The sequence below is a fragment of the Blastococcus sp. TBT05-19 genome, assembly GCF_003319095.1.
Lineage (GTDB): Bacteria > Actinomycetota > Actinomycetes > Mycobacteriales > Geodermatophilaceae > Blastococcus.
The window spans coordinates 454,633-474,137 of sequence record NZ_QOHI01000002.1 but is presented as its reverse complement, the minus strand read 5'-3'; the positions used below and the strand labels follow the sequence as shown (position 1 = coordinate 474,137).

Here is a 19,505-nt window from a genome sequence, read left to right as displayed (position 1 = left end):
ACTGCGCAACGAGTCCGGACGAGGGATCGGAACCGTCCCCGGGCCCGGATAGGTTCCCGGCGATGATCAGGATCCGGTCGGCCCTGCGCCACCTGCGCCTCCGGCTGCTGCCGGTGCCCGCGCAGGCGCTCGGGCTCGCCGTGCTGGTCGTCGTCCTCGCCGCGGCCCTGGTGTCCGCGCCGCTCATGGTGGCCGGCGCCGAGCAGGGCGCCTGGGAGCAGGAGCGGGAACGGCTGGGCGAGACCGTGCTCGGCCCCACCCTGGGCACCACGAGCCAGTCCCGGCGGCAGCGCTTCTCCGACGATCGGATCCCCCGGACCGCCCAGCTCGACGACGCCGTCACCGCGGCCGCCCGCCAGGCACGGGTCGAGGGCTCCGGGCTCGGCCTCCCGCAGACGCTCGCGTACCTGATGGACCCGCTGCGGTTCAGCTCCGCCGCGACCACCGGTCCCGTCCAGCTCGTGCACCGCACGGAAGCCACCGCGCACGTCCGGGTCGTCGACGGCGCCGTCAGCGACACCGGCGTGCTCATCCCCCAGGGGATGGCCGAGCGCGCCGGTCTCGGTCCCGGTGACCGGCTCCCCGTGACCCGTCCCGGCACCCCGTTCGTGGTCACCCTGGAGATCAGCGGCGTCTACGCCGACCTCGTCGCGCCGCTGCCCGAGTTCTGGCAGCCGCAGGGCTTCCTCTTCCTCCCCGTGCTCGACGAGCGCAGCGGCAACCTCGTGTACCCGCCGCCCGCGGTCCTCGGCTCCCGCGCGACCGTGATCGGCACCGCCGCCGAGGTCGAGGAGAACCTCTTCCTCGAGTGGTTCCTCCCCCCGGTCCCCGGCCTGCGGGTGGACGGCGCCCGCGACGCCGTCGCCGCGATGGAGCGGATGCAGGCGGCGATCGCCTCCCCCGAGTCGGAGGTCTCGGCGCTGATCGAGCAGGAGGGCTACCAGGTCCCTGTCGGCCGGTCGGCGCTGCCCACCGTGCTCGAGGGCGTCGACACCACCACCCGCCTGCTCGAGCCCCCGGTCCGCGCAGTCGGCATCGGTGGCGGGGTGGCCGCGCTCGCGCTCGTCGGCGCCTGGGCCGGGCAGCGGGTGCGCCGGCGCGAGGACGAGCTCCGCTCGCTGGTCACCCGCGGGCTGTCCCCGGTGCGCGGCGCGGTCGACGCAAGCCGCGAGGCGCTGCTGCCCGTGCTGGCCGGCCTGGCCGTCGGCGGCGCCGTGGGCTGGCTGCTGGTCCAGCGCCTCGGCCCGGCGGACACCTTCCCGCCGGGTGTGCTGGCCCGGGCACTGGTGGTCCTGGCCGCGGGCGGTCTCGCCGCGCTGGCCGTCGTTGCCGTCGTCACCGCCGTCCTGGTCACCCGGCTGGACTCGATCGGCAGCGGGCAGGCCGCGCACCTGCTCGGGCGGGTGCCGTGGCTGGCGGTCACCGCCGTGCTCGCCGTCGTCGCCACTGTCCCGCTGGTCACCGCCGAGCCGGCCGAGGACGGCGGAGGGATCGACGTGCTGACCCTCGTGGTCCCCCTGCTGATCACCGTCGTCGTCGCCGGGGCGCTGAGCGCGGTGCTCCCCCGGCTGTCGGCCGGCCTGGGCACCCGCCTGCGGCGGCTGCCCGTGGGCCCGTTCCTCGCCGCCCGCCGGGTGCTGGCCGGGCACGGCGCGGCGCGGCTGGTCGTGGTGACGACGGCGCTCTCCCTCGGGCTGGTCGTCTACGCCGGGGCCCTGGGCGCCTCCACCGACCGGACGATCGCCACGAAGGCGGCGGTGGCGACCGGCAGCGACGTCGTGGTCCCGATCGGCGCGGACACCACCGGTGCGGACCTGCCGGCCGGCTCGATGGTCGTGGGCGTGGAGAACGACGCCACGCTTCTGCCCGGTGACACCCGCATCAACGTCCTCGCGGTGCACCCCGAGCAGGTCGCCGGCGTGGTCCGCTGGGACGAGGGCCTGGCCGACCGGCCGCTGGACGAGCTCATGCGCGCGCTGGCCGACGCCGACGGCCCGCGGGTGCCGGTCGTCGTCGCCGGGGACGTGGCCGACGGCGTGCTCGAGGGCACCGGCGGTGAGCTCACCCTCGACTTCCAGTACTACTCGCTGCCCGCGCAGGTCGTCGGCCGGGCCGAGGCCTTCCCCGGGCAGACCTCGGCCGAGCCGCTCGTGGTGGCCGACTGGGACGGCTACCTCGCCGCCATCGAGGACGCGGGCCGCGACCCTGCCCTGGTGCTCGGCCGCGAGGTGTGGTCCCGCGGTGAGGTGCCCGCCGTGTTCGAGGCCCTCTCGGCGGCCGGCTACACGCCGGATCCCTCCGCGCAGGTGTCGACCGCGGCCGACTTCGCCGCCCGCCCCGAGCTCGCCGCGCAGACCTGGTCGCTGGACTACCTCCGCGCGATCGCGCTGGCCGCGGGCGTGCTGGGCCTGGTCGGCGTCGCCATGCACGCGGTCGCCCAGCAGCGTCGCCGCACCGTCGCCGGGCTGCTGCTGCGGCGCATGGGCATGAGCCGCCGGGCCGCCGACGTCTCCGCCGGGCTGGAGATCGGCCTGCTGGCCGGGCTCGCCGCGCTGGTCGCCGTCGCGGTGGCGCTGCCCGCCTCGGCCCTCGTGCTGCGGGTGATGGACCCGGTGCCGAGCCTGGAGCCCGAGGCCGTCTTCGCGGTGCCGTGGGGCAGCATCGCCGCCGTCGGGGCCGGCGTCGTGCTGGTCACCGCCGCCGGCTCGTGGCTGGTCGGCCGCACCGCCCGGCGGGCCACCGGAGGTCAGGTGATGCGCGATGCGACATGACGGCCCACCCGCGGCCACCTGTGAGGGACTGGTCCGCATCTACTGGTCGCCCAGCGGTGAGGTGCACGCGCTCAAGGGCGTGGACGCCGTCGTGCCCGCCGGGGGCCTGACCGCGATCACCGGCCCCTCCGGCTCCGGCAAGAGCTCGCTGCTGCGGATCCTCGCCGCCCAGGACCGGCCCACCGCCGGACGGGCCGAGGTCGCCGGGCACCCGCTGACCGGGCTCTCGGCGCGGAAGCTGCGGGCGCTGCGCCGCCGGCACATCGGCTACGTGTTCGCCCGGCCCCCGCAGAACCTGCTGCCGCACCTCACCGGTACCGAGCACTTGGCGATGGCCGCCCGCTTCCGCGGCGTCGGGCGGACCGAGGCCCGTCGCGAGGGGGCCGAGCTGCTCGACCTGCTCGGGATCGCCGACCGCGCCGACCACCTGCCCGGGCAGCTCTCCGGCGGCGAGCAGCAGCGGCTGGCCTTCGCCCAGGCGGTGATCGGCCGGCCGGCGCTGGTGGTCGCCGACGAGCCGACCAGCGAGCTCGACAGCACGACCACCGCCGACCTGCTCGCCGCCGTGCACCAGCTCACCCGCACCGGCACCACCGTCGTCATGGCCACGCACGACCCGCTGGCCGCCGGCGCCGCGGACCAGGTCATCCACCTCCGCTCGGGCGCGGTGTCGCACGAGGAGGTGGCCGGGCGACGGCTCGCCGTCATCGACGGCGACGGCCGCGTGCAGCTGCCCGAGGAGGCGCTGGCCCGCTTCGCCGCCCGCCGCGTGCTCATCGACGTCACCGACGACGGCGTCGTGCTGCGGGAGCCGTCGTGACCCTGAGCGCGTCCGGCGTCCACAAGACCTACCGCCGGGGCCGCGAGCGGGTGCACGCGCTGCGCGGGGTGGACATCGAGGTGCGTCCCGGCGAGATGGTGGCGCTGCTCGGCCGCTCCGGGTCGGGCAAGACGACGCTGCTCAACTGCCTGCTCGGCTGGGAGACCCCCGACGCCGGCGCGGTGTCGGTGCCCGGCGTCGCGGCCCCCGACCGGGCACCGTGGACGACGATCGCCGTCGTCCCCCAGCGGTTCGGCCTGCTGGACGAGCTGACGCTGACCGACAACGTGGCCCTCCCCGCCCGGCTGGCCGGGCTGCCCGAGCCGCACGACGCCGCCCTCGCAGCGCTGGAGGCGCTGCGCCTGGGGCACCTCGCCGCGCGGACACCCGAGGAGGTCTCGCTGGGCGAGCAGCAGCGGACGGCGCTGGCCCGCGCGCTCGTCGTCCGGCCGGCCTTCCTCGTGGCCGACGAGCCGACCGGGCGGCTGGACGAGGAGCTCACCGGGCACGTGCTGGCGGGCCTGCGGGAGCACTGCGGATCGACCGGGTGCGGCGTGCTGCTGGCCAGCCACGACCCGGTGGTCATCGCCTCGGCCGACCGCGTGGTGCGGCTGCACGACGGCCTCGTCGTCGACGGCGCCTGACCCGCCCGGGTGGTCCCCCTCCAGGACCGGTCCCGGCCTGCCGATGAGGACCCGACATCTCGGCGGAGGGAACCCACGTGGGCAGAGATCGCTCGGCGGCCGAGCAGCAGATCGCGGATCTGCTGCACACCGCCCGCAAGTCGCTCCGGCTCAGCGTCGCCTTCCTGAGCCGGCTGGACGGGACCACGCAGACCCTCGAGGTGGTCGACACCTCGGTTCCGTTCCTCTTCCAGGAGGGCTACCAGCAGCGCCAGGAGGTCACCCTCTGCCAGGCCGTGCTGGACAAGAAGGTGCCGCAGGTCATGCCGAACCTGAAGGACTTCCCCGAGGCCATGAAGCTGCCGGCCGCGCGCATGCCGCGCCTGCGCAGCTACGTCTCGGTGCCGGTGACCCTGAGCGACGGCTCCCTGTACGGCACCTTCTGCGCCGCCGGGCTGACCACCGACAAGGACCTGAGCCAGCGGGACAAGGCGCTGATGGACGTGCTGGCCTCCGCCGCCGCGGTGATCATCGAGCCCGAGGTCCGCTCGCAGGAGCGCCGCGAGGAGATCTCCGGGCGCCTCGACCCGCTGATGGCCGCCGGCGGCCCCGTCGTCGTGCTGCAGCCGATCGTCTCGCTGGCCACCGGTGAGCGGGTGGGCACCGAGGCGCTCAGCCGGTTCCCCGGCGACTGGGGAATGGCCCCCGACGTCTGCTTCGCCGAGGCGCACAGCATCGGCGCGGGCCACCGCCTGGAGGTGCTCGCCCTCGAGCGCGCCGCGGCCCTGCTGGACCGGGTCGACGGGTACGTGTCGATGAACGTCTCCCCCGCGACGCTGCTCACCCGCGAGTGCGGCGAGCTGCTCGCCCGGCTGCCGCTCGACCGGATCCTGCTGGAGCTCTCCGAGCACGACCAGGTGGCCGACTACCCGGCGCTGCTGGACGCGCTGGCGCCGCTGCGCGCCGCCGGGCTGCGGCTGGCCATCGACGACGTCGGCGCGGGGTTCTCCTCCCTGCGGCACATCGTCGTCACCTCCCCCGACGTGATCAAGGTCGACCGCAGCATCGTCGCCGGCCTGGACATCGATCCGGTGCTCACCAAGCTGGTCGGCTCGCTCGTGGAGTTCGCGCACGGCTGCGACGTCCACGTGGTCGCCGAGGGCGTCGAGACCGCCGCGGAGCACGCGGTGCTGCGGGGCCTGGGCGTGGACTACGGCCAGGGCTGGCACTACGGCCGTCCCGGGCCGCCCGAGGCCCTCGAGGTCAGGGCGGCGCCGGCCATCCCGGCACCGCGCAGGCCGCTTCCCGCCGCCGTCGAGGTCTGACCGCGCGCCTCAGGACGAACGCGGTTCGCGGCGGCGCTGGTGGCTCTTCGCCCCGTACATGGCCCGGTCGGCCCGGGCGATGACCTCGTCGGCGGGCTCCCCGGGCCGGCCGATGGCGGCACCGACGCTCACCCCGACCCGCAACGCCCCCTCCGGTCCCTGGAACGGCGCGCCGAGCCGGACGGCGACCCGGGTGGCCAGCGCCCGGAGCCCCTCCTCGTCGGCGTCGGGGCAGAAGATGACGAACTCGTCGCCGCCGAACCGCGCCACCAGGTGCTCCGGCGCGGCCACCTCGGCCAGCCGCGCGGCCGCCTCGGCGAGCAGCCGGTCGCCCACCCCGTGCCCGTGCACGTCGTTCACCCGCTTGAAGTCGTCCAGGTCGCAGAACAGCAGCCCGCACCCGGGCGCTCCCTCGTCGGCGAGCCGGGCGCTCAGGGCGTCGAACAGGGCACCCCGGTTGGCGACGCCGGTGAGCGGATCGGTGCGCGTCTGGTGGCGCAGCACGGCCTCGCGGGCCCGGTCGGCGGTCACGTCGATGCCCACGCAGGCGATGGCGTAGGCACGGCCGTCGTCGTCGTGCAGCACCGTGTTGCGCATGGCCACCCGGCGCCGCTCGCCGCCGGCCGCGATCCAGTCGCCCTCCTGCGGGTGGGCCTTGCCGCTCTCGATCGCGGTCGCGACTGCGTGCTCGGCGAGCGCGACGTCCTCGGGGACCACCCAGACGTCCCAGAACCGACGGCCCAGCAGGTCGGCGGCGTCGCGGCCGGTGAACCGCTCCAGGGCGGGGTTGGCGAAGAGCACCCGCCCGTCGGGGCCGACGATGCACAGCAGCGCCTCGACCGCCTGGACGAAGGCGTGCGCCAGGTGCGCCTGCTCCTGGACGGTCACGGCCGACGGCCGCGCACCCTCCTGCTCGAGCACTGGCTCACTCCCGGGGTTTCGGTGGGGACGGGGGATCCGGACCGGATCCGTGACGGTACGGGCCGGATCCGCGTTGCGGAACTGCCCGGCCCCCACCCGTCCCCACCGTGTTCGCACGCGACCCGTGCGGCGGATTGCCGGACGGTCAGCGCCCGGCCGCCGCCAGGAACGGGTAGTCGGTGTAGCCCTCGGGTCCGGAGGCGTAGAAGGTGCTCGCGTCGGGCTGGTTCTCCGGGTGCTCGCCCTGCCACCGCTCGACCAGGTCGGGGTTGGCGATGAGCGCGCGCCCCACGGCGACGGCCTCGGCGTGCGCGTCGTCGATCAGCCGCAGGGCCTCCTCGCGGGTGGTGACCGAACCGAAGCCGCTGTTGGCGATCAGCGGGCCGCCGAAGCGTCTGCGCAGCTCCTGCACCAGCTCGCCGCCCGGTTCCACGTGCAACACGCTCAGGTAGGCCAGGCCGAGCGGGCGGAGCTGGTCGACCAGGGCGCCGTAGGTGGCGAGCACGTCGTCGCGGTCGGTCTCCAGCGCCCCCTGGATGTTGTGCTCGGGGGAGATCCGCAGGCCCACCTTGCCGGCGCCGATCCGCTCGGCCACCGCCGTCACCACCTCGACGACGAAGCGGGCGCGGTTCTCGGGGGTCCCGCCGTAGACGTCGTCGCGCTGGTTCGACGCCGGCGAGAGGAACTCGTGCAGCAGGTAGCCGTTGGCGGAGTGCAGCTCCACGCCGTCGAGGCCCGCGGCGACCGCGCGCTCGGAGGCGGAGACGAAGTCCTCCAGGGTGGCGCGCGCCTCGTCGATCGTGAGCGCGTGCGGGACCGGGAAGGGCTTCTTGGTGCCGCCGCCCACGTGCACCTCGCCGTCGATGGCGATCGCGCTGGGAGCGACGACGCGGCCGCCGGTCAGCTCCGGGTGCGAGACCCGCCCACCGTGCATGACCTGCATGACGATCCGGCCGCCGCGCTCGTGCACGGCGCCGGCCACCCGCTTCCAGCCCGCGGCCTGCTCCTCGGTCACGATGCCGGGCTGCCCGGCGAAGGCGCGCGACTCCTCGTTCGGGAACGTGCCCTCGGTGATGATCAGCCCGGTACCGGCGCGCTGCTCGTAGTGCTCGACCACGATGTCGCGCGGGATGCCGGCCCGGCCGGAACGCATGCGGGTGAGGGGCGCCATCACGACGCGGTTGGCCAGCTCGAGGTCACCGAGCCGCACGGGGGAGAACAGGTCCATGCCGGGGCCAACCGGCCCACGCGCCGGATAGATTCCGGGTGCGAGCCTCGTCACGCCGTCAGCCGACGAGCTCGGCGGCCCGTTCGGCGGCGCCGACCAGCCGGGCGTAGCGCCCACCGAGGGCCAGCAGCTCCTCGTGCGTGCCCTGCTCCACGACCCGCCCCGCGGCGAGGACGGCGATGAGGTCGGCGTCCCGGACCGTGGAGAGCCGGTGCGCGATGGTGATCGTCGTGCGCCCGCGGGCCGCCTCGCCGAGCGCTGCCTGCACGGCCCGCTCGGTCTCGTTGTCCAGGGCGCTGGTCGCCTCGTCGAGCACCAGGATCCTCGGGTCGCGGAGCAGCGTGCGGGCGATCGCCAGGCGCTGCTTCTCCCCGCCCGAGAACCGGTGCCCCCGTGCGCCGACGACGGTGTCGTAGCCCATCGGCAGCGCGGTGATCAGGTCGTGCACCTGCGCGCGCCGCGCGGCGTCGGCCATCTCCTCCTCGGTGGCCTCCGGCCGCGCGTGCCGCAGGTTCTCCCGGATCGTGCCGTGCAGCAGGTAGGTCTCCTGCGAGACGACGCCGACCACGCGGGCCAGGTCGGCCAGGGTCAGGTCCCGCACGTCCACGCCGTCGATGGTCACCCGGCCCTCGGTCGGGTCGTTGAGCCGGGCGACCAGCGAGGCCAGCGTGCTCTTGCCCGATCCGGTCTCGCCGACCAGCGCCAGCGTCGTCCCGGCGGGCACGGCGAGGTCGACGCCGGTCAGGGCCGGGCGGACGCCGTCGGGGTAGCGGAACCCGACCCGCTCGAACCGGACCTCGCCGCGGACCTCCGCCGGGTCCAGGCGCACCGGGTCGACCGGGTCGTCGATGTCGACCGGCAGGTCCAGGTACTCGAAGATGCGGCTGAACAGCGCCATCGAGGCGGTCAGCGAGACGCCGATGTCGAGCAGTTGCATGAGCGGGCGGAAGAGCGCGCCCTGCAGCGTGGTGAAGGCGACCAGGGTGCCGATGGTCATCCCTCCCGACGTCACGGGCAGGCCGGCGGCGAGGTAGATCAGCGCCGGGATCCCGGCGAACACGATGCTCATCGTGGCCATGCGCCACCGGCCGGCCAGCTGCGAGCGGACCTCCAGGGCGACCAGCTCCTCCGACGTGCCGCCGAAGCGCTGCGACTGGGCCGGCCCGGCGCCCAGGGTCTTGCCGAGCAGGACGCCGCTGACCGACAGGCCCTCCTCCACCTGCGAGTGCAGGTCGGCGAGGGAGCGCTGGCGCTGGGCGGTGATGGTCCGGCGCATGCGGGCCACCCGGCGGGTGAGGACGATCGCCGGCGGCAGCACGATCAGCGAGAGCAGCGACAACCGCCAGCTCAGCGCCGCCATGGCGACGACGGTGCCGATGACCGTCGTGGCGCTGGAGGCGAACGACGTCGCCGTGGTGGTGACGACCGACTGCATGCCGCCGATGTCGTTGGTCAGCCGGGACTGCACCTCCCCGCCCCGGGTGCGGGTGAAGAAGCCCAGCGACTGGCGCTGCAGGTGCCCGAAGACCGCCGTCCGCAGGCCGTGCATGACCCGCTGGCCGACGGTGGTGGACAGCCACGTCTGCACGACGCCGAAGACCGCCGTCACGACGGTGACGGCGAGCATGCCGCCCACGGCCCACAGCAGCAGCGCGACGTCCCGCTCGGGGATCGCCTCGTCGATGACCAGGCGGATCAGGAACGGGGTGGCCAGCGCGACGGCGGAGGACGCCACGATCAGCGCGACCACGACCGCCAGCTGCGCCCGGTAGGGCCGGAAGAGCGCGGCCACGCGGCTCCACCTCACCGGCGCGCGCTCCAGCTGCGCCTTGTCGGCAGGGTCGGACCGGCGGCCGCTCCGACCGCCGCCGCTCCCCATCGCCGTCGGGTCGATGCCGACCACCTCCTCGCTCGATCGCTGAGGTTACCTCACGGTGTGGTAACCGCAGCGGTCCCGCTACGATTCCCGCCATGGGCGGCGACGGGACGGCGGACCTCGGCGACCTGGTCATGCGCGTCGCCCGCGTCCAGCGGCGCCGCTTCCGCGAGGTCCTGGAGCCCTGGGACCTCTCGCCCCACCACGCCCGCGCCCTCGTGGTCATCTGCGCCGGCGACGGCGTGCGGCTCTCGGACCTCGCCGGGAAGCTGCGCATCGCGCCGCGCTCGGCGACGGAGGTGGCCGACGCCCTGCAGGAGCGCGGGCTGATCGAGCGCACTCCCGATCCGGGCGACCGGCGGGCGGTGCTGCTCCGCGCCACCGACGAGGGACGGCGGGTGCGCGAGGAGATCGGCGCCGCGCGGGCGGCCGGCGCCGCCGAGCTCTTCGGCCGGCTGTCCCCCGAGGACCGCGAGATCCTGGCCCGGATCCTGCGCGCGCTGGCCGACTGACACCCGCCGGTCTGCCACAGTGCGGCCATGACCGAGCCCCGGCCCCCGGACGTGCGGACGCCGCTGCGGATCTCGCTGGCCGTCGTGCTCCTGCTGGCGACGTTCGGCAGCTTCGGCGCGGGCTTCGGGATCATGACCGACTGCACGAACACGTTCAGCTGCACGGTGACCTCGTGCTCCCCGTGCGCCACGGCCGACGGCTGGCTGACCGGCGGCTGGATCGCGCAGGGGGTGCTGCTGCTGGCCGGCGTGGTCCTGGCGGTGCTGTCCGCCCGGCGCGTGCGGCTCCCGGCGGTGCGCCGGGCGGCGCTGGTGCTGGGACCGCTCGCGGCGGTGCTGTTCGTCGTCACCACCACCGTGGCGACGACGAGCTTCTGACGCCACGAGCAGCCCCGGCGACGGTCAGGTCACGTGTCGGTGCTGCCCGGCCGGGGCTTCACCTCGTCTCCGGTCACGCCCTCGTCGCCCTGCGGACGCGCCTCGTCGCCGGCGCCCTCGACGCCCTCGGGCGCGAGCGGCGTCTCCTCGCCCAGCTTCTCGCGGGCCTCGTCGCGGTCGGTGCCTGGTACCTCGGTCATGACGACCTCCTCCTCGGATGAAGCCTCCCCCTACCCGGGCGGCTGCCCCCCGGACCGGGGATTCGCTGCGGGCGGAACGCCCGAGCTGCGAGTTCCCCGCCGCGGCCGCAGGCTCGGACGCGTGACCGGACCCGCGCACGACGCCGACGAGCCGAACCTCCACCCCGGGCCGCACGACGAGGGCGGGGAGGGCGGGATGGCCACCCGCGAGGTCGCCGCCGCCGAGCAGGAGGACCAGCAGCAGGACGGCTGACGCTCAGCGGCGCCGGAAGCGGGCGACGAGCCGCTCGAAGCGGCGGTGGGCGCGCACCTCCACGACCTCCGGGGACGGCGAGGGCAGCACCGGCGGCCGCGCCCGGCGCCAGCCCGAGACGAGCGCGTCGACGTCCGCCAGGCCCGGCACCGGTGACCACCGGCTCTCCTGGGGCTGCCGCCAGAAGGCCTCCACCCGGGCGTTGTAGTCCTCGGCGACCGCGCGCACCTCGGCCTCGGAGGGCAACCGGTCCACCCGTGCGGGGAGCTCGTCCCGCTCCCGGCGCAGCGCCAGCCCGGTCGGCAGCATCGCCGCGGTGTCCACACCCTCCCGCCGGGCCTTGGCGACGGCCCAGTCGTAGGCGGTCGCCTCCAGGTCGCGCCGGGACAGGGGGTGGCCCGCTCCGGCGAGCCCGTCGAAGTCGCCCCGCTCCGCGGCGCGGGCGATCTGCTGCTCCACCCACGTCTCGAACGAGACCCCCTCCGGCTTGCGCTCGGTCATCGTCCCCCCGTTCCCCCGGCCGGGCGTGACCAAGCACGCACCCCTGCCGGTTCCCGGGCAAGCCGGGTTGCTCCCGCAGACTCGACGGCGATCCGCATCCCGCCGCCCGGGACGCCCGCGCCACCACCGGAAACGGGAGCATGTCCACCCTGCCTGCCCTGCGCCTGCCGCGTCCCGCCTGGCTGGACCCCCGCGTCGCCCGCACCGAGGTCCTCGCCGGCCTCGTCGTCGCCCTCGCCCTGATCCCCGAGGCGATCAGCTTCTCGATCCTGGCGGGGGTCGACCCGCAGGTCGGGCTGTACTCGTCCTTCGTCATGGCGGTGGTCATCGCCTTCACCGGCGGGCGCCCGGCCATGATCACCGCCGCGACCGGCGCCATCGCGCTCGTGGTCGCCCCGCTGGCACTCGAGCACGGCGTCCAGCACCTGTTCGCCGCGGTCGTCCTCGGCGGCCTCGTCCAGGTCGTGCTCGCCGCGGCAGGCGTCGCGCGGCTCATGCGGTTCGTCCCGCGCAGCGTGATGGTCGGCTTCGTCAACGCGCTGGCCATCCTGATCTTCAGCGCCCAGCTGACCCACCTGGTCGACGTGCCGTGGCTGGTCTACCCGATGGTCGCCGCCGGGCTGGCGATCATCTTCCTGCTGCCCCGGCTGACGACCGTGATCCCCCCGCCGCTCGTGGCGATCGTGGTGCTGACCGGGCTGGCGCTGCTCGCCGGCTGGGACCTGCCCGACGTCGGCGACGAGGGCGAGCTGCCCGACAGCCTGCCCTTCTTCCTGCTGCCCGACGTCCCGTTCACGGTCGAGACGCTGGCCGTCCTCGCCCCCTACGCCCTGGGCATCGCCTTCGTCGGGCTGATGGAGTCGCTGATGACGGCGAAGCTCGTCGACGACATCACCGACACCCGCTCGGACAAGACCCGCGAGTCCTGGGGCCAGGGCGTGGCCAACGTCGCCTCCGGGTTCTTCGGCGGCATGGGCGGCTGCGCGATGATCGGCCAGACGATGATCAACGTGAAGGCGTCGGGCGCCCGGACGCGGTTGTCCACGTTCCTGGCCGGCGCCTTCCTGCTGGTCCTCGTCGTGGCGCTGGGTGACGTCGTGAGCGTCATCCCGATGGCCGCCCTGGTCGCCGTGATGATCTTCGTGTCCATCGCGACCTTCGACTGGCACAGCCTGCGGACCATCCACACGATGCCCCGGAGCGAGACCACGGTGATGCTCTCGACCGTCGCGGTCACGCTGGTCACCCACAACCTGGCGATCGGCGTGGGCGTCGGCGTGCTGGTCGCCTGCGTGCTCTTCGCCCAGCGCATCGCGCACCTGGTGGACGTCGACCGGGTCCTCGAGGCCGACGGCTCGGCCCGCTACACCGTCGACGGGGCGCTGTTCTTCGCCTCCAGCAACGACCTCTACACCCAGTTCGCCTACGCCGACGACCCCGAGCGGGTGGTCATCGACCTCTCGAAGGCGCAGGTCTGGGACGCCTCGACCGTCGCCGCCCTCGACGCGATCACGCACAAGTACGCGACCCGGGGGAAGACGGCGACCGTCGTCGGCCTGGAGGGGCAGTCCGCCGACCGCTTCGAGCGGCACACGGGGCAGCTGGCCTGACCGACCCCGAACGGGTGTGCCGCCCGGCGGCCGGGGTGCGCCCGGAGCGCCGGGTCGGCAGGCTGTCCGGGTGCCCCTGTCCGCCCCCGGCCTGCCCGCGCTGCCACCCGAGCTCAGCGGCCCCGTGGCCGTGCAGCTGGCCAAGCCGGTGCGCGCGATCCCGCAGCCGGCGGCGCTGGCCGGCGGCTGCCGGTACGAGCCCAAGTGGGACGGCTACCGCCTGGTCGTCGTGCGCGAGCGGAACTCCACCCGGCTGTGGTCCAAGCAGGGCCGCGACCTCACCGACCGCTTCCCGGACGTCGCCGCCGCCGCGCTGGCGCAGATCCCCGCCGGGTCGGTGGTCGACGGCGAGGTCGTCGTCTGGAACGGCGAGCGGCTGGACTTCGGGCTGCTGCAGCGCCGCATGGTCACCGCCGCCGGGCGGATCGCCGCCCAGGTGAGCGCGGCCCCGGCCTCCTACGTCGCGTTCGACCTGCTGGCCGCCGGCGGGGAGGACCTCCGCCGGCGGACGTTCACCCGCCGCCGCGCGGCGCTGGAGGACCTGGCCGGGCGCTGGGCCCCACCGCTGCAGCTCTCCCCCGTGACCGCGGACCCGGCCGAGGCCGAGCAGTGGTTCGCCGACTTCCGGCCGGCCGGCATCGAGGGGCTGGTCGTGAAGGGCGCCTCCACCCGCTACGCCCCGGGCCGCCGCGACTGGCTCAAGGTGAAGAGCTGGGAGACCACCGAGGTGCTTGCCGGTGGCGTCATCGGGTCCCTCGAACGGCCCGGCCAGCTGGTCGCGGGCCGGTACCGCGACGGCGAGCTGGTCGTCGTCGGCCGGACGAGCCCCCTGTCGCCGGCGCAGTCGGCCGAGCTGGCCGCCGTCCTGCGGCCCGCGGGCGGGGACCACCCGTGGCCGGACCGGATCGGGACGGGGCGGTTCGGCGGCGGGAGGCTGTCGGTGCCGCTGACCCGGGTCGAGCCCTCCACCGTGGTCGAGGTCAGCGCCGACGCCGCCCTCCAGGCGGGGGTCTTCCGGCACCCGCTCCGCTTCGTCCGGGTCCGTCCCGACCTCCACCCGGAGGATCTCCCGCCGGCCCGCTGACCTGGCACTCCCTCCGAGGGAGGAAGCGGTCAAGGTCCGCGCCGCACGTGTCGATGAGGACGCGTGATCGGCTCCCCGACTCCCACCGCCCGCGCTGCCTGGTGGCACGCGGCGGTCGCTGCCGTGGTGGTCGTGGCGATGGGCACCGTCGTCTCCGGCGCGGTCCGCGCGGTCTTCGAGATCGCGCTCCTGGGCCTCGGCCTCGCCGCCGTCTCGTGCGCCCTGGGGAAGCACCGCGCCGCGAGCGTGATCGCCTGGCGCGGCCTGGCCGTCACGATGGTGCTGTTCGCCCTCAGCACCGCGGCCGAGATCCCCGTGCTCCTCGGCACCGCGCCCGGCTTCTTCGCGCCCGTCGAGTCGGGCCTGGACATCGCCGCCTACGGCGCCCTGGTGGTTGCCGCGCTCGGCCAGCTCGCCGTCGGCCGCCGCCGCCGCGACCGCGAGGCCTGGGTCGACACCGCCAGCCTGCTGCTCGCCGCCGGGCTCGTCGTCCTGGCCTTCTCCAGCGGTGTGGGCGGCTCCCTCACCGACCGGCAGCTCGGCGCCCCGGTCATCACCGCGCTGGTCCTCGTCGTCTGCGTGCCCCTCGCTGTGCCGGACAACGGCCGCTCGGTCAGCGCCATGGCGCTGGTCGGGGCCGGAACGCTGGCCGCCGTGGGCTACGGCGGCGCTTTCGTCGTCCCCGGTTTCGGCGACCTGCTCTTCGCCGGCGAGCTGCCCCAGTTCGGCATCGCGTGCCTCGTCCTCGCCGGCCGCCACCCCTCGGTGGCGCGCCTCGGCCTGACCTCCGCACCGGCGACCACCGTCACCACCGGCCGGCTCGTGGGCCTGGGCGCCGCCCTGCTCATCAGCCCGGTCCTCCTCTTCTTCCTCGGTTTCCGCGACGGCAGCGGGACCGGGTTCCTGCTCGCCGCGGGCAGCGCCGCCCTGACCGGCGTCGCCCTCTGGCGCCTGGCGTCGATGAACCGGCAGCGCGAGGCGACCAGCGTCGCGCTCGCGGCCAGCGAGGCCCGCCTGCAGCTCCTGCTGGAGAACGCCGCCGACGTCATCACGATCGTCGACACGGCGGGCTCGGTGGCCTACATGAGCCCGGCCGTCCAGTCGCTGCTCGGCCGCCCCGCGGCGGACTACCTCGGCCGGGACGCCATCTCCCTGGCCGACCCCCGCGACCAGCCCCGCCTGCGTGCCGCCGTCGCGGCCGCCGGGGAGATGGGCGCCGAGGGCGCCGGCGTCGTCGACACCGACATCCGGGTGCAGCACAGCTCCGGCGGCACCCGCTGGGTCGAGATGCGGATCAGCGGCCGCGTGGACGCCGCCGGAATCGAGGGCTGGGTCGTGAACTTCCGCGAGGTCACCGACCGCAAGCTGTTCGAGGACGAGCTCCGCCGGCAGGCCCGCACCGACCCGCTGACCGGCCTGCTCAACCGCACCGCCTTCAACGAGCGGCTCGCCGCGGCCACCTCCCAGGTGGACGCCGTCGCGCCGCCGGCGGTGCTGTTCGTCGACGTCGACGACTTCAAGACCATCAACGACACGCTGGGCCACGGCGCCGGCGACGAGCTGCTGCTCGCCGTCGCCGGCCGGCTCTCGGCCCAGGTCCGGGGGGACGACGTCGTCGCCCGCCTCGGCGGTGACGAGTTCGCCCTGCTCCTGGACGGCGCGGACGGCGACCGGCTGCGCGACGTCGCGGACCGGCTGCTCGTCGCGATGCGGGCGCCGGTGCACATCGCCGGCGAGACGGTGACCGTCACGGCCAGCATCGGCGGCGCGCTCGCCGAGCCGGGCTGCACCGCCGAGCGGCTGCTGCACCGGGCCGACACCGCCATGTACACGGCCAAGCGCGCGGGCAAGGACAGCCGCGCGCTGCTCGACGGCACGGAGTCCGTGCTCGCCTGACCCGGGTCAGACCAGGCGGGAGCTCAGCCGGACGGTGACGCCTCGCGACTGCGGCAGGACGTCGACGTGGTCCCAGAGCTTGCGGGCCAGCCACAGGCCCATGCCGCCCAATGCCAGGTCCTCGCCGTGGGCCGGCCGGAACCCGGCGAACGGGTCGTCGAAGCCACGGCCGCTGTCGGTGATCGCGCAGACCAGCCGGTCGCCGTCGACCCAGACGCGCGCCGAGACCGGGCGGTCGCCGTGGCGGAACGCGTTGGACGCCACCTCGCTCGCCGCGAAGTGCAGATCCTCGGCCTGGTCCCGGTCGGCGACGCGGGCGTGGATCACCGAGCGCAGCTGACCGCGGAGGACGGCCAGCGAGGGCGCATCGGTCGCGAGGAGCACCGGGCTCCCGTCCTCGACCGGCTCGCGCGGCAGCGGGAGGCGGATCGCGTACTCCCGCGGGTCCCCGAACTCCTCGCTGCGCACCACCCGGCCGTCCACGAGCAGCTCCGGATGGGTGGGGGCGACGCCGGCGAGCACCTCGGCCGGCAGCACCCGCTCGTCGAACAGGCACAGCGCCGAGACCGGGTCCGTGGCGAAGAAGCGGTTCTTCGCGGCCTCGTACCGCAGGCCCTCGCGGAAGTTCCGGGGCGCGGCGCCGAACTGCATCTGGCCGACGATCCGCAGCCGGCCGGAGCCGGTGCTCGCGGCCCGGCGCACCCATTCCACGCTCGCGGCCACCGCGTCGGCCACCCGGGTGCCGAGCAGGCAGATGCGCGCGTCCTCGGAGACCGCGGAGGCCTGCTCGCCCAGGGCGGAGGTGATCAGCGCGGCCGTCTCCGGGGGGCAGCTGAGGAGCACCGTGTCACCGGCCCGCAGACCGTCCTCCAGGTGCGGCACGGCCCCGGCCAGCAGCTCCTCGTCGGACCGGGCCACCAGGCCGACGTGGGCGTGCCCCCGGGTCGCCGGACCACGGCCACCGGTGACGACCGGCCCCGCGTCCACCGCCTCAGCCATGCAGCCCTCTGCTCACGCGGGCCGGAGCGTTCCCGGCCGACTGGTTGAACATTGTGGGACATCTGCCCCGAGGACCTGCCACCGCCCCCGGGCAGCCACGCCGATCCACCGCGCGCGATGTTTCACGTGCACCATGCGCGGATGGGATCCGACCACGAGGTGTTGACCTACGAGGCGTTCGGCCGAGCGGCCCGTGAACTGGCGGAACAGGTGGACGCGGACGGGTTCGAGCCCGATCTGGTGCTCTGCATCGCCCGGGGAGGCCTGTTCCTCGGCGGGGCCCTGGGCTACGCGCTGGACGTGAAGAACCTCTTCGTGATGAACGTCGAGTTCTACACGGGGGTCGACCAGCGGCTGGACCTGCCGGTCGTGCTCCCGCCCACCCTGGACGTCGTCGACCTGACGGGCGCGCAGGTGCTGGTCGCCGACGACGTGGCCGACACCGGCAAGACGCTGGAGCTGGTGCGCAACTTCTGCGCCGGCTACGTGGCCGACGTCCGCACGGCCGTGGTCTACGAGAAGCCGGGCTCGCTGGTGCAGTGCGACTACGTGTGGCGGCGCACCGACCGGTGGATCGACTTCCCGTGGTCGGCCGAGCCGCCGATCCGGCGTCGTGCGGGCCGGTCCGGCGACTGACGCCCCCGGAACAGACCGACGGCGGCGGGATCGCTCCCGCCGCCGTCGTCCCCCCAGGTCGCCCCGGCGCCGCGTCTTGCGCCGGGCCCCGCGACCAAGTTCCCGGTACCGGGAGTTCCCGGTGCCGTGGTCCCTTCATCGACACGTCGATGCAGGAACTACAGCGGAATCACCCGATCGATGATCCTTCCTCGTTCCGCAATCCGGCAGGTCAGTACCGGAAGGCGGCGATCGAGGCGTTGAGCGACGTCGCCATGCGGGCCACCTCGTCGATGGCGGACTGCGCATCGGTCATCGCCCGCGTGGTGGACGCCGTGGCCGAGGCGACCGCGTCGATGTTCCGGGCGATGCGGCCCGCGGACGTGGCGGCCTCGGCGACGTTCCGGTTCATCTCGTTCGTCGTCGCCGTCTGCTCCTCGACGGCCGCGGCGATGGTGGACTGGGCGTCGTCGATGCGGGCGATGATCGAGGAGATCTCGCCGATGGCGCGCACCGCCCCGGCGGTGTCGGCCTGGATGGTCGCGACGCGGCGGGAGATGTCCTCGGTCGCCTTCGCAGTCTCCTGCGCCAGCTCCTTGACCTCGTTCGCGACGACGGCGAAGCCCTTGCCGGCCTCACCGGCGCGGGCCGCCTCGATCGTGGCGTTCAGGGCGAGCAGGTTGGTCTGCTCCGCGATGCCGGTGATGACCTTCACGACGCCGGCGATCTCCAACGAGGAGTCCCCCAGCTTCGCGACGGTCGCCGTGGTCTCGTCGGCGACGGCGACCGCCTCACCGGCGACGCGGGCGACCTCGCCGGCGTTCTGCGCGATCTCGCGGATCGACGCGCCCATCTCCTCGCTGCCGGCCGCCACCGTCTGCACGTTCTCCGAGACCTGCACCGCGGCGCCGGCGACGACGCCGCTCTGCACCGAGGACTCGTCGGCCAGCCGGGCCATGTCCGCGGCGCTGGCCGAGAGCTGCTCGGTGGCCGAGGCGAGGGTCGTGGAGCTGTCGCCGATCGCGGTCATGACCGAGCGCATGTTGGCCATGGACGCCTCCAGCGACGCGGCCATCTGACCGATCTCGTCGCGGCTGCTGATGCCGGCCGACCCGCGCAGGTCGCCGTCGGCCAGACCGGCCAGGACGCCGCGGACCCGGTGCAGCGGACGGACCACCGACCGGGTCACCGTCCAGCCGAGCGCGGCGAGGACGAGCACGCCGCCGACTGCGACGACCAGCGCCGTGACGATCGCCGTCTCGCGCTGCTCGGCGCTGGCCTCCGCGGCGGACGAGGCGTGCGCACCGACCGACTCCTGCACGGTCGGCAGCTCCTCCTCCAGCGCGCCGAACGCCTCCGCGAAGGAGGGGTAGGCGCTCCGCGCCGCCGCGGGGTCGCGGCCGGCCACCGTGACGATCTGCCCGGCCGCGGCGAGGTACTCCTCGACCGCGGGGGTCACCCCCGCCACGGCGTCGTCGACGTCGGCGCCCAGGTGATCGGCGGCCACGCCGTCGAGCACCTCGAGGAAGGTGGCGCTGTGCTCGCGCAGGTCGGTGACGGCCGAGGCGTGCAGCGAGCCGCCCTGGAGAGCCTGCAGCACGTCGCCGCGGATGGCGTCGTGCATCATGTCGGCCTCCAGCGCCAGCCCCGTGGCGTGCGTGGTGGCGAGCAGCTCCTCGGTCCGCTCCCCCGACTCCTGCAGGGCGGACACGGTGACGACGGCGAAGACACCCAGCGCGACGGCGCCCGCCGCCACCAGGGCCGACAGCTTGACGCCGAGCGGACGGTCCGACCAGAGCGAACGTGCCATCGGGGATCTCCTGGAGCCGCAGCCGACGGTGGCCGATCCACCGTCGTCGGCGCCCTATCGGCCGGTGGGTGGAGCGACTACAG

18 protein-coding genes are annotated in these 19,505 nt (G+C 75.0%); 11 read left to right on the top strand and 7 right to left on the bottom strand.

Annotated features, from left to right (window positions below):
• Nucleotides 1–62: 62 nt before the first annotated feature.
• The 4 genes from DQ244_RS08835 (at nt 63) to DQ244_RS08820 (ending at nt 5,539) form a co-directional block, all read left to right on the top strand.
• Nucleotides 63–2,771 (top strand): FtsX-like permease family protein, encoded by a 2,709-nt coding sequence (locus DQ244_RS08835; protein WP_113811074.1) that lies wholly within the window; start codon nt 63–65, stop codon nt 2,769–2,771.
• On the top strand, nt 2,761–3,591 hold the full coding sequence (locus tag DQ244_RS08830; protein WP_113811073.1) for an ABC transporter ATP-binding protein: 831 nt from the start codon (nt 2,761–2,763) through the stop codon (nt 3,589–3,591). The genes DQ244_RS08835 and DQ244_RS08830 overlap by 11 nt, the downstream gene beginning before the upstream one ends.
• Nucleotides 3,588–4,235 carry an ABC transporter ATP-binding protein gene (locus DQ244_RS08825; protein WP_199580303.1) on the top strand — a complete coding sequence of 216 codons (648 nt, stop codon included), beginning with the start codon at nt 3,588–3,590 and terminating at the stop codon, nt 4,233–4,235. Before DQ244_RS08830 ends, DQ244_RS08825 begins: the two co-directional genes overlap by 4 nt.
• Nucleotides 4,236–4,312: 77 nt before the next feature.
• Nucleotides 4,313–5,539 (top strand): EAL domain-containing protein, encoded by a 1,227-nt coding sequence (locus tag DQ244_RS08820; RefSeq protein ID WP_113811072.1) that lies wholly within the window; start codon nt 4,313–4,315, stop codon nt 5,537–5,539.
• A 9-nt stretch (nt 5,540–5,548) separates the two neighbouring features.
• Here DQ244_RS08820 and DQ244_RS08815 read toward each other — a convergent pair whose 3' ends face one another.
• The 3 genes from DQ244_RS08815 to DQ244_RS08805 form a co-directional block, all read right to left on the bottom strand.
• On the bottom strand, nt 5,549–6,460 hold the full coding sequence (locus tag DQ244_RS08815) for a sensor domain-containing diguanylate cyclase (protein WP_233491275.1): 912 nt from the start codon (nt 6,458–6,460) through the stop codon (nt 5,549–5,551).
• Between the two features lie 145 nt (nt 6,461–6,605).
• Nucleotides 6,606–7,688 (bottom strand): alkene reductase, encoded by a 1,083-nt coding sequence (locus DQ244_RS08810; protein ID WP_113811071.1) that lies wholly within the window; start codon nt 7,686–7,688, stop codon nt 6,606–6,608.
• A 58-nt stretch (nt 7,689–7,746) separates the two neighbouring features.
• Nucleotides 7,747–9,480, bottom strand: a complete 1,734-nt coding sequence (locus DQ244_RS08805; RefSeq protein ID WP_304557014.1) for an ABC transporter ATP-binding protein — start codon at nt 9,478–9,480, stop codon at nt 7,747–7,749.
• A 179-nt stretch (nt 9,481–9,659) separates the two neighbouring features.
• Between DQ244_RS08805 and DQ244_RS08800 the strand changes: the two genes are divergently transcribed.
• Together DQ244_RS08800 and DQ244_RS08795 are read left to right on the top strand one after the other, a co-directional pair.
• Nucleotides 9,660–10,076 (top strand): MarR family winged helix-turn-helix transcriptional regulator, encoded by a 417-nt coding sequence (locus tag DQ244_RS08800; RefSeq protein ID WP_113811070.1) that lies wholly within the window; start codon nt 9,660–9,662, stop codon nt 10,074–10,076.
• Nucleotides 10,077–10,103: 27 nt separating this feature from the next.
• Nucleotides 10,104–10,454 carry a hypothetical protein gene (locus DQ244_RS08795; RefSeq protein ID WP_113811069.1) on the top strand — a complete coding sequence of 117 codons (351 nt, stop codon included), beginning with the start codon at nt 10,104–10,106 and terminating at the stop codon, nt 10,452–10,454.
• 29 nt (nt 10,455–10,483) lie between these two features.
• Here DQ244_RS08795 and DQ244_RS19615 read toward each other — a convergent pair whose 3' ends face one another.
• The gene (locus DQ244_RS19615; protein ID WP_199580302.1) at nt 10,484–10,654 is read right to left on the bottom strand and encodes a hypothetical protein; all 171 of its coding nucleotides are present in this window, start codon (nt 10,652–10,654) and stop codon (nt 10,484–10,486) included.
• Nucleotides 10,655–10,775: 121 nt separating this feature from the next.
• Here DQ244_RS19615 and DQ244_RS20070 point away from each other — a divergent pair, with 121 nt between their 5' ends.
• Nucleotides 10,776–10,907 (top strand): hypothetical protein, encoded by a 132-nt coding sequence (locus DQ244_RS20070; protein WP_255411600.1) that lies wholly within the window; start codon nt 10,776–10,778, stop codon nt 10,905–10,907.
• A gap of 3 nt (nt 10,908–10,910) precedes the next feature.
• Here the strand turns inward: DQ244_RS20070 and DQ244_RS08790 are convergent, their stop codons facing one another.
• Complete coding sequence (locus DQ244_RS08790; protein WP_113811068.1) at nt 10,911–11,408, bottom strand: DUF1992 domain-containing protein; 498 nt, start codon at nt 11,406–11,408, stop codon at nt 10,911–10,913.
• Between the two features lie 140 nt (nt 11,409–11,548).
• Here DQ244_RS08790 and DQ244_RS08785 point away from each other — a divergent pair, with 140 nt between their 5' ends.
• The 3 genes from DQ244_RS08785 (at nt 11,549) to DQ244_RS08775 (ending at nt 15,998) form a co-directional block, all read left to right on the top strand.
• Nucleotides 11,549–13,018, top strand: a complete 1,470-nt coding sequence (locus tag DQ244_RS08785) for a SulP family inorganic anion transporter (RefSeq protein ID WP_113811067.1) — start codon at nt 11,549–11,551, stop codon at nt 13,016–13,018.
• A 70-nt stretch (nt 13,019–13,088) separates the two neighbouring features.
• On the top strand, nt 13,089–14,102 hold the full coding sequence (locus DQ244_RS08780) for an ATP-dependent DNA ligase (RefSeq protein WP_113811066.1): 1,014 nt from the start codon (nt 13,089–13,091) through the stop codon (nt 14,100–14,102).
• Nucleotides 14,103–14,165: 63 nt separating this feature from the next.
• Nucleotides 14,166–15,998 carry a sensor domain-containing diguanylate cyclase gene (locus DQ244_RS08775; RefSeq protein ID WP_113811065.1) on the top strand — a complete coding sequence of 611 codons (1,833 nt, stop codon included), beginning with the start codon at nt 14,166–14,168 and terminating at the stop codon, nt 15,996–15,998.
• 6 nt (nt 15,999–16,004) lie between these two features.
• On the opposite strand, the gene DQ244_RS08770 is transcribed toward DQ244_RS08775, so the two are convergent.
• The gene (locus tag DQ244_RS08770; RefSeq protein ID WP_113811064.1) at nt 16,005–16,997 is read right to left on the bottom strand and encodes a sensor histidine kinase; all 993 of its coding nucleotides are present in this window, start codon (nt 16,995–16,997) and stop codon (nt 16,005–16,007) included.
• 141 nt (nt 16,998–17,138) lie between these two features.
• Between DQ244_RS08770 and DQ244_RS08765 the strand changes: the two genes are divergently transcribed.
• Nucleotides 17,139–17,633, top strand: a complete 495-nt coding sequence (locus DQ244_RS08765) for a phosphoribosyltransferase (RefSeq protein ID WP_113811063.1) — start codon at nt 17,139–17,141, stop codon at nt 17,631–17,633.
• Nucleotides 17,634–17,844: 211 nt separating this feature from the next.
• Here DQ244_RS08765 and DQ244_RS08760 read toward each other — a convergent pair whose 3' ends face one another.
• Nucleotides 17,845–19,422, bottom strand: a complete 1,578-nt coding sequence (locus DQ244_RS08760; protein WP_113811062.1) for a methyl-accepting chemotaxis protein — start codon at nt 19,420–19,422, stop codon at nt 17,845–17,847.
• Between the last annotated feature and the right edge of the window lie 83 nt (nt 19,423–19,505).

Bases quoted from the DNA above. Each gene is read 5' to 3' on its own strand.
- DQ244_RS08785 (WP_113811067.1), top strand. From the start codon at position 11,549: ATGTCCACCCTGCCTGCCCTGCGCCTGCCGCGTCCCGCCTGGCTGGAC.
- DQ244_RS19615 (WP_199580302.1), bottom strand. From the start codon at position 10,654: ATGACCGAGGTACCAGGCACCGACCGCGACGAGGCCCGCGAGAAGCTG.
- DQ244_RS08770 (WP_113811064.1), bottom strand. From the start codon at position 16,997: ATGGCTGAGGCGGTGGACGCGGGGCCGGTCGTCACCGGTGGCCGTGGT.
- DQ244_RS08810 (WP_113811071.1), bottom strand. From the start codon at position 7,688: ATGGACCTGTTCTCCCCCGTGCGGCTCGGTGACCTCGAGCTGGCCAAC.
- DQ244_RS08800 (WP_113811070.1), top strand. From the start codon at position 9,660: ATGGGCGGCGACGGGACGGCGGACCTCGGCGACCTGGTCATGCGCGTC.
- DQ244_RS08790 (WP_113811068.1), bottom strand. From the start codon at position 11,408: ATGACCGAGCGCAAGCCGGAGGGGGTCTCGTTCGAGACGTGGGTGGAG.
- DQ244_RS08765 (WP_113811063.1), top strand. From the start codon at position 17,139: ATGGGATCCGACCACGAGGTGTTGACCTACGAGGCGTTCGGCCGAGCG.
- DQ244_RS08760 (WP_113811062.1), bottom strand. From the start codon at position 19,422: ATGGCACGTTCGCTCTGGTCGGACCGTCCGCTCGGCGTCAAGCTGTCG.
- DQ244_RS08835 (WP_113811074.1), top strand. From the start codon at position 63: ATGATCAGGATCCGGTCGGCCCTGCGCCACCTGCGCCTCCGGCTGCTG.
- DQ244_RS08830 (WP_113811073.1), top strand. From the start codon at position 2,761: ATGCGACATGACGGCCCACCCGCGGCCACCTGTGAGGGACTGGTCCGC.
- DQ244_RS08795 (WP_113811069.1), top strand. From the start codon at position 10,104: ATGACCGAGCCCCGGCCCCCGGACGTGCGGACGCCGCTGCGGATCTCG.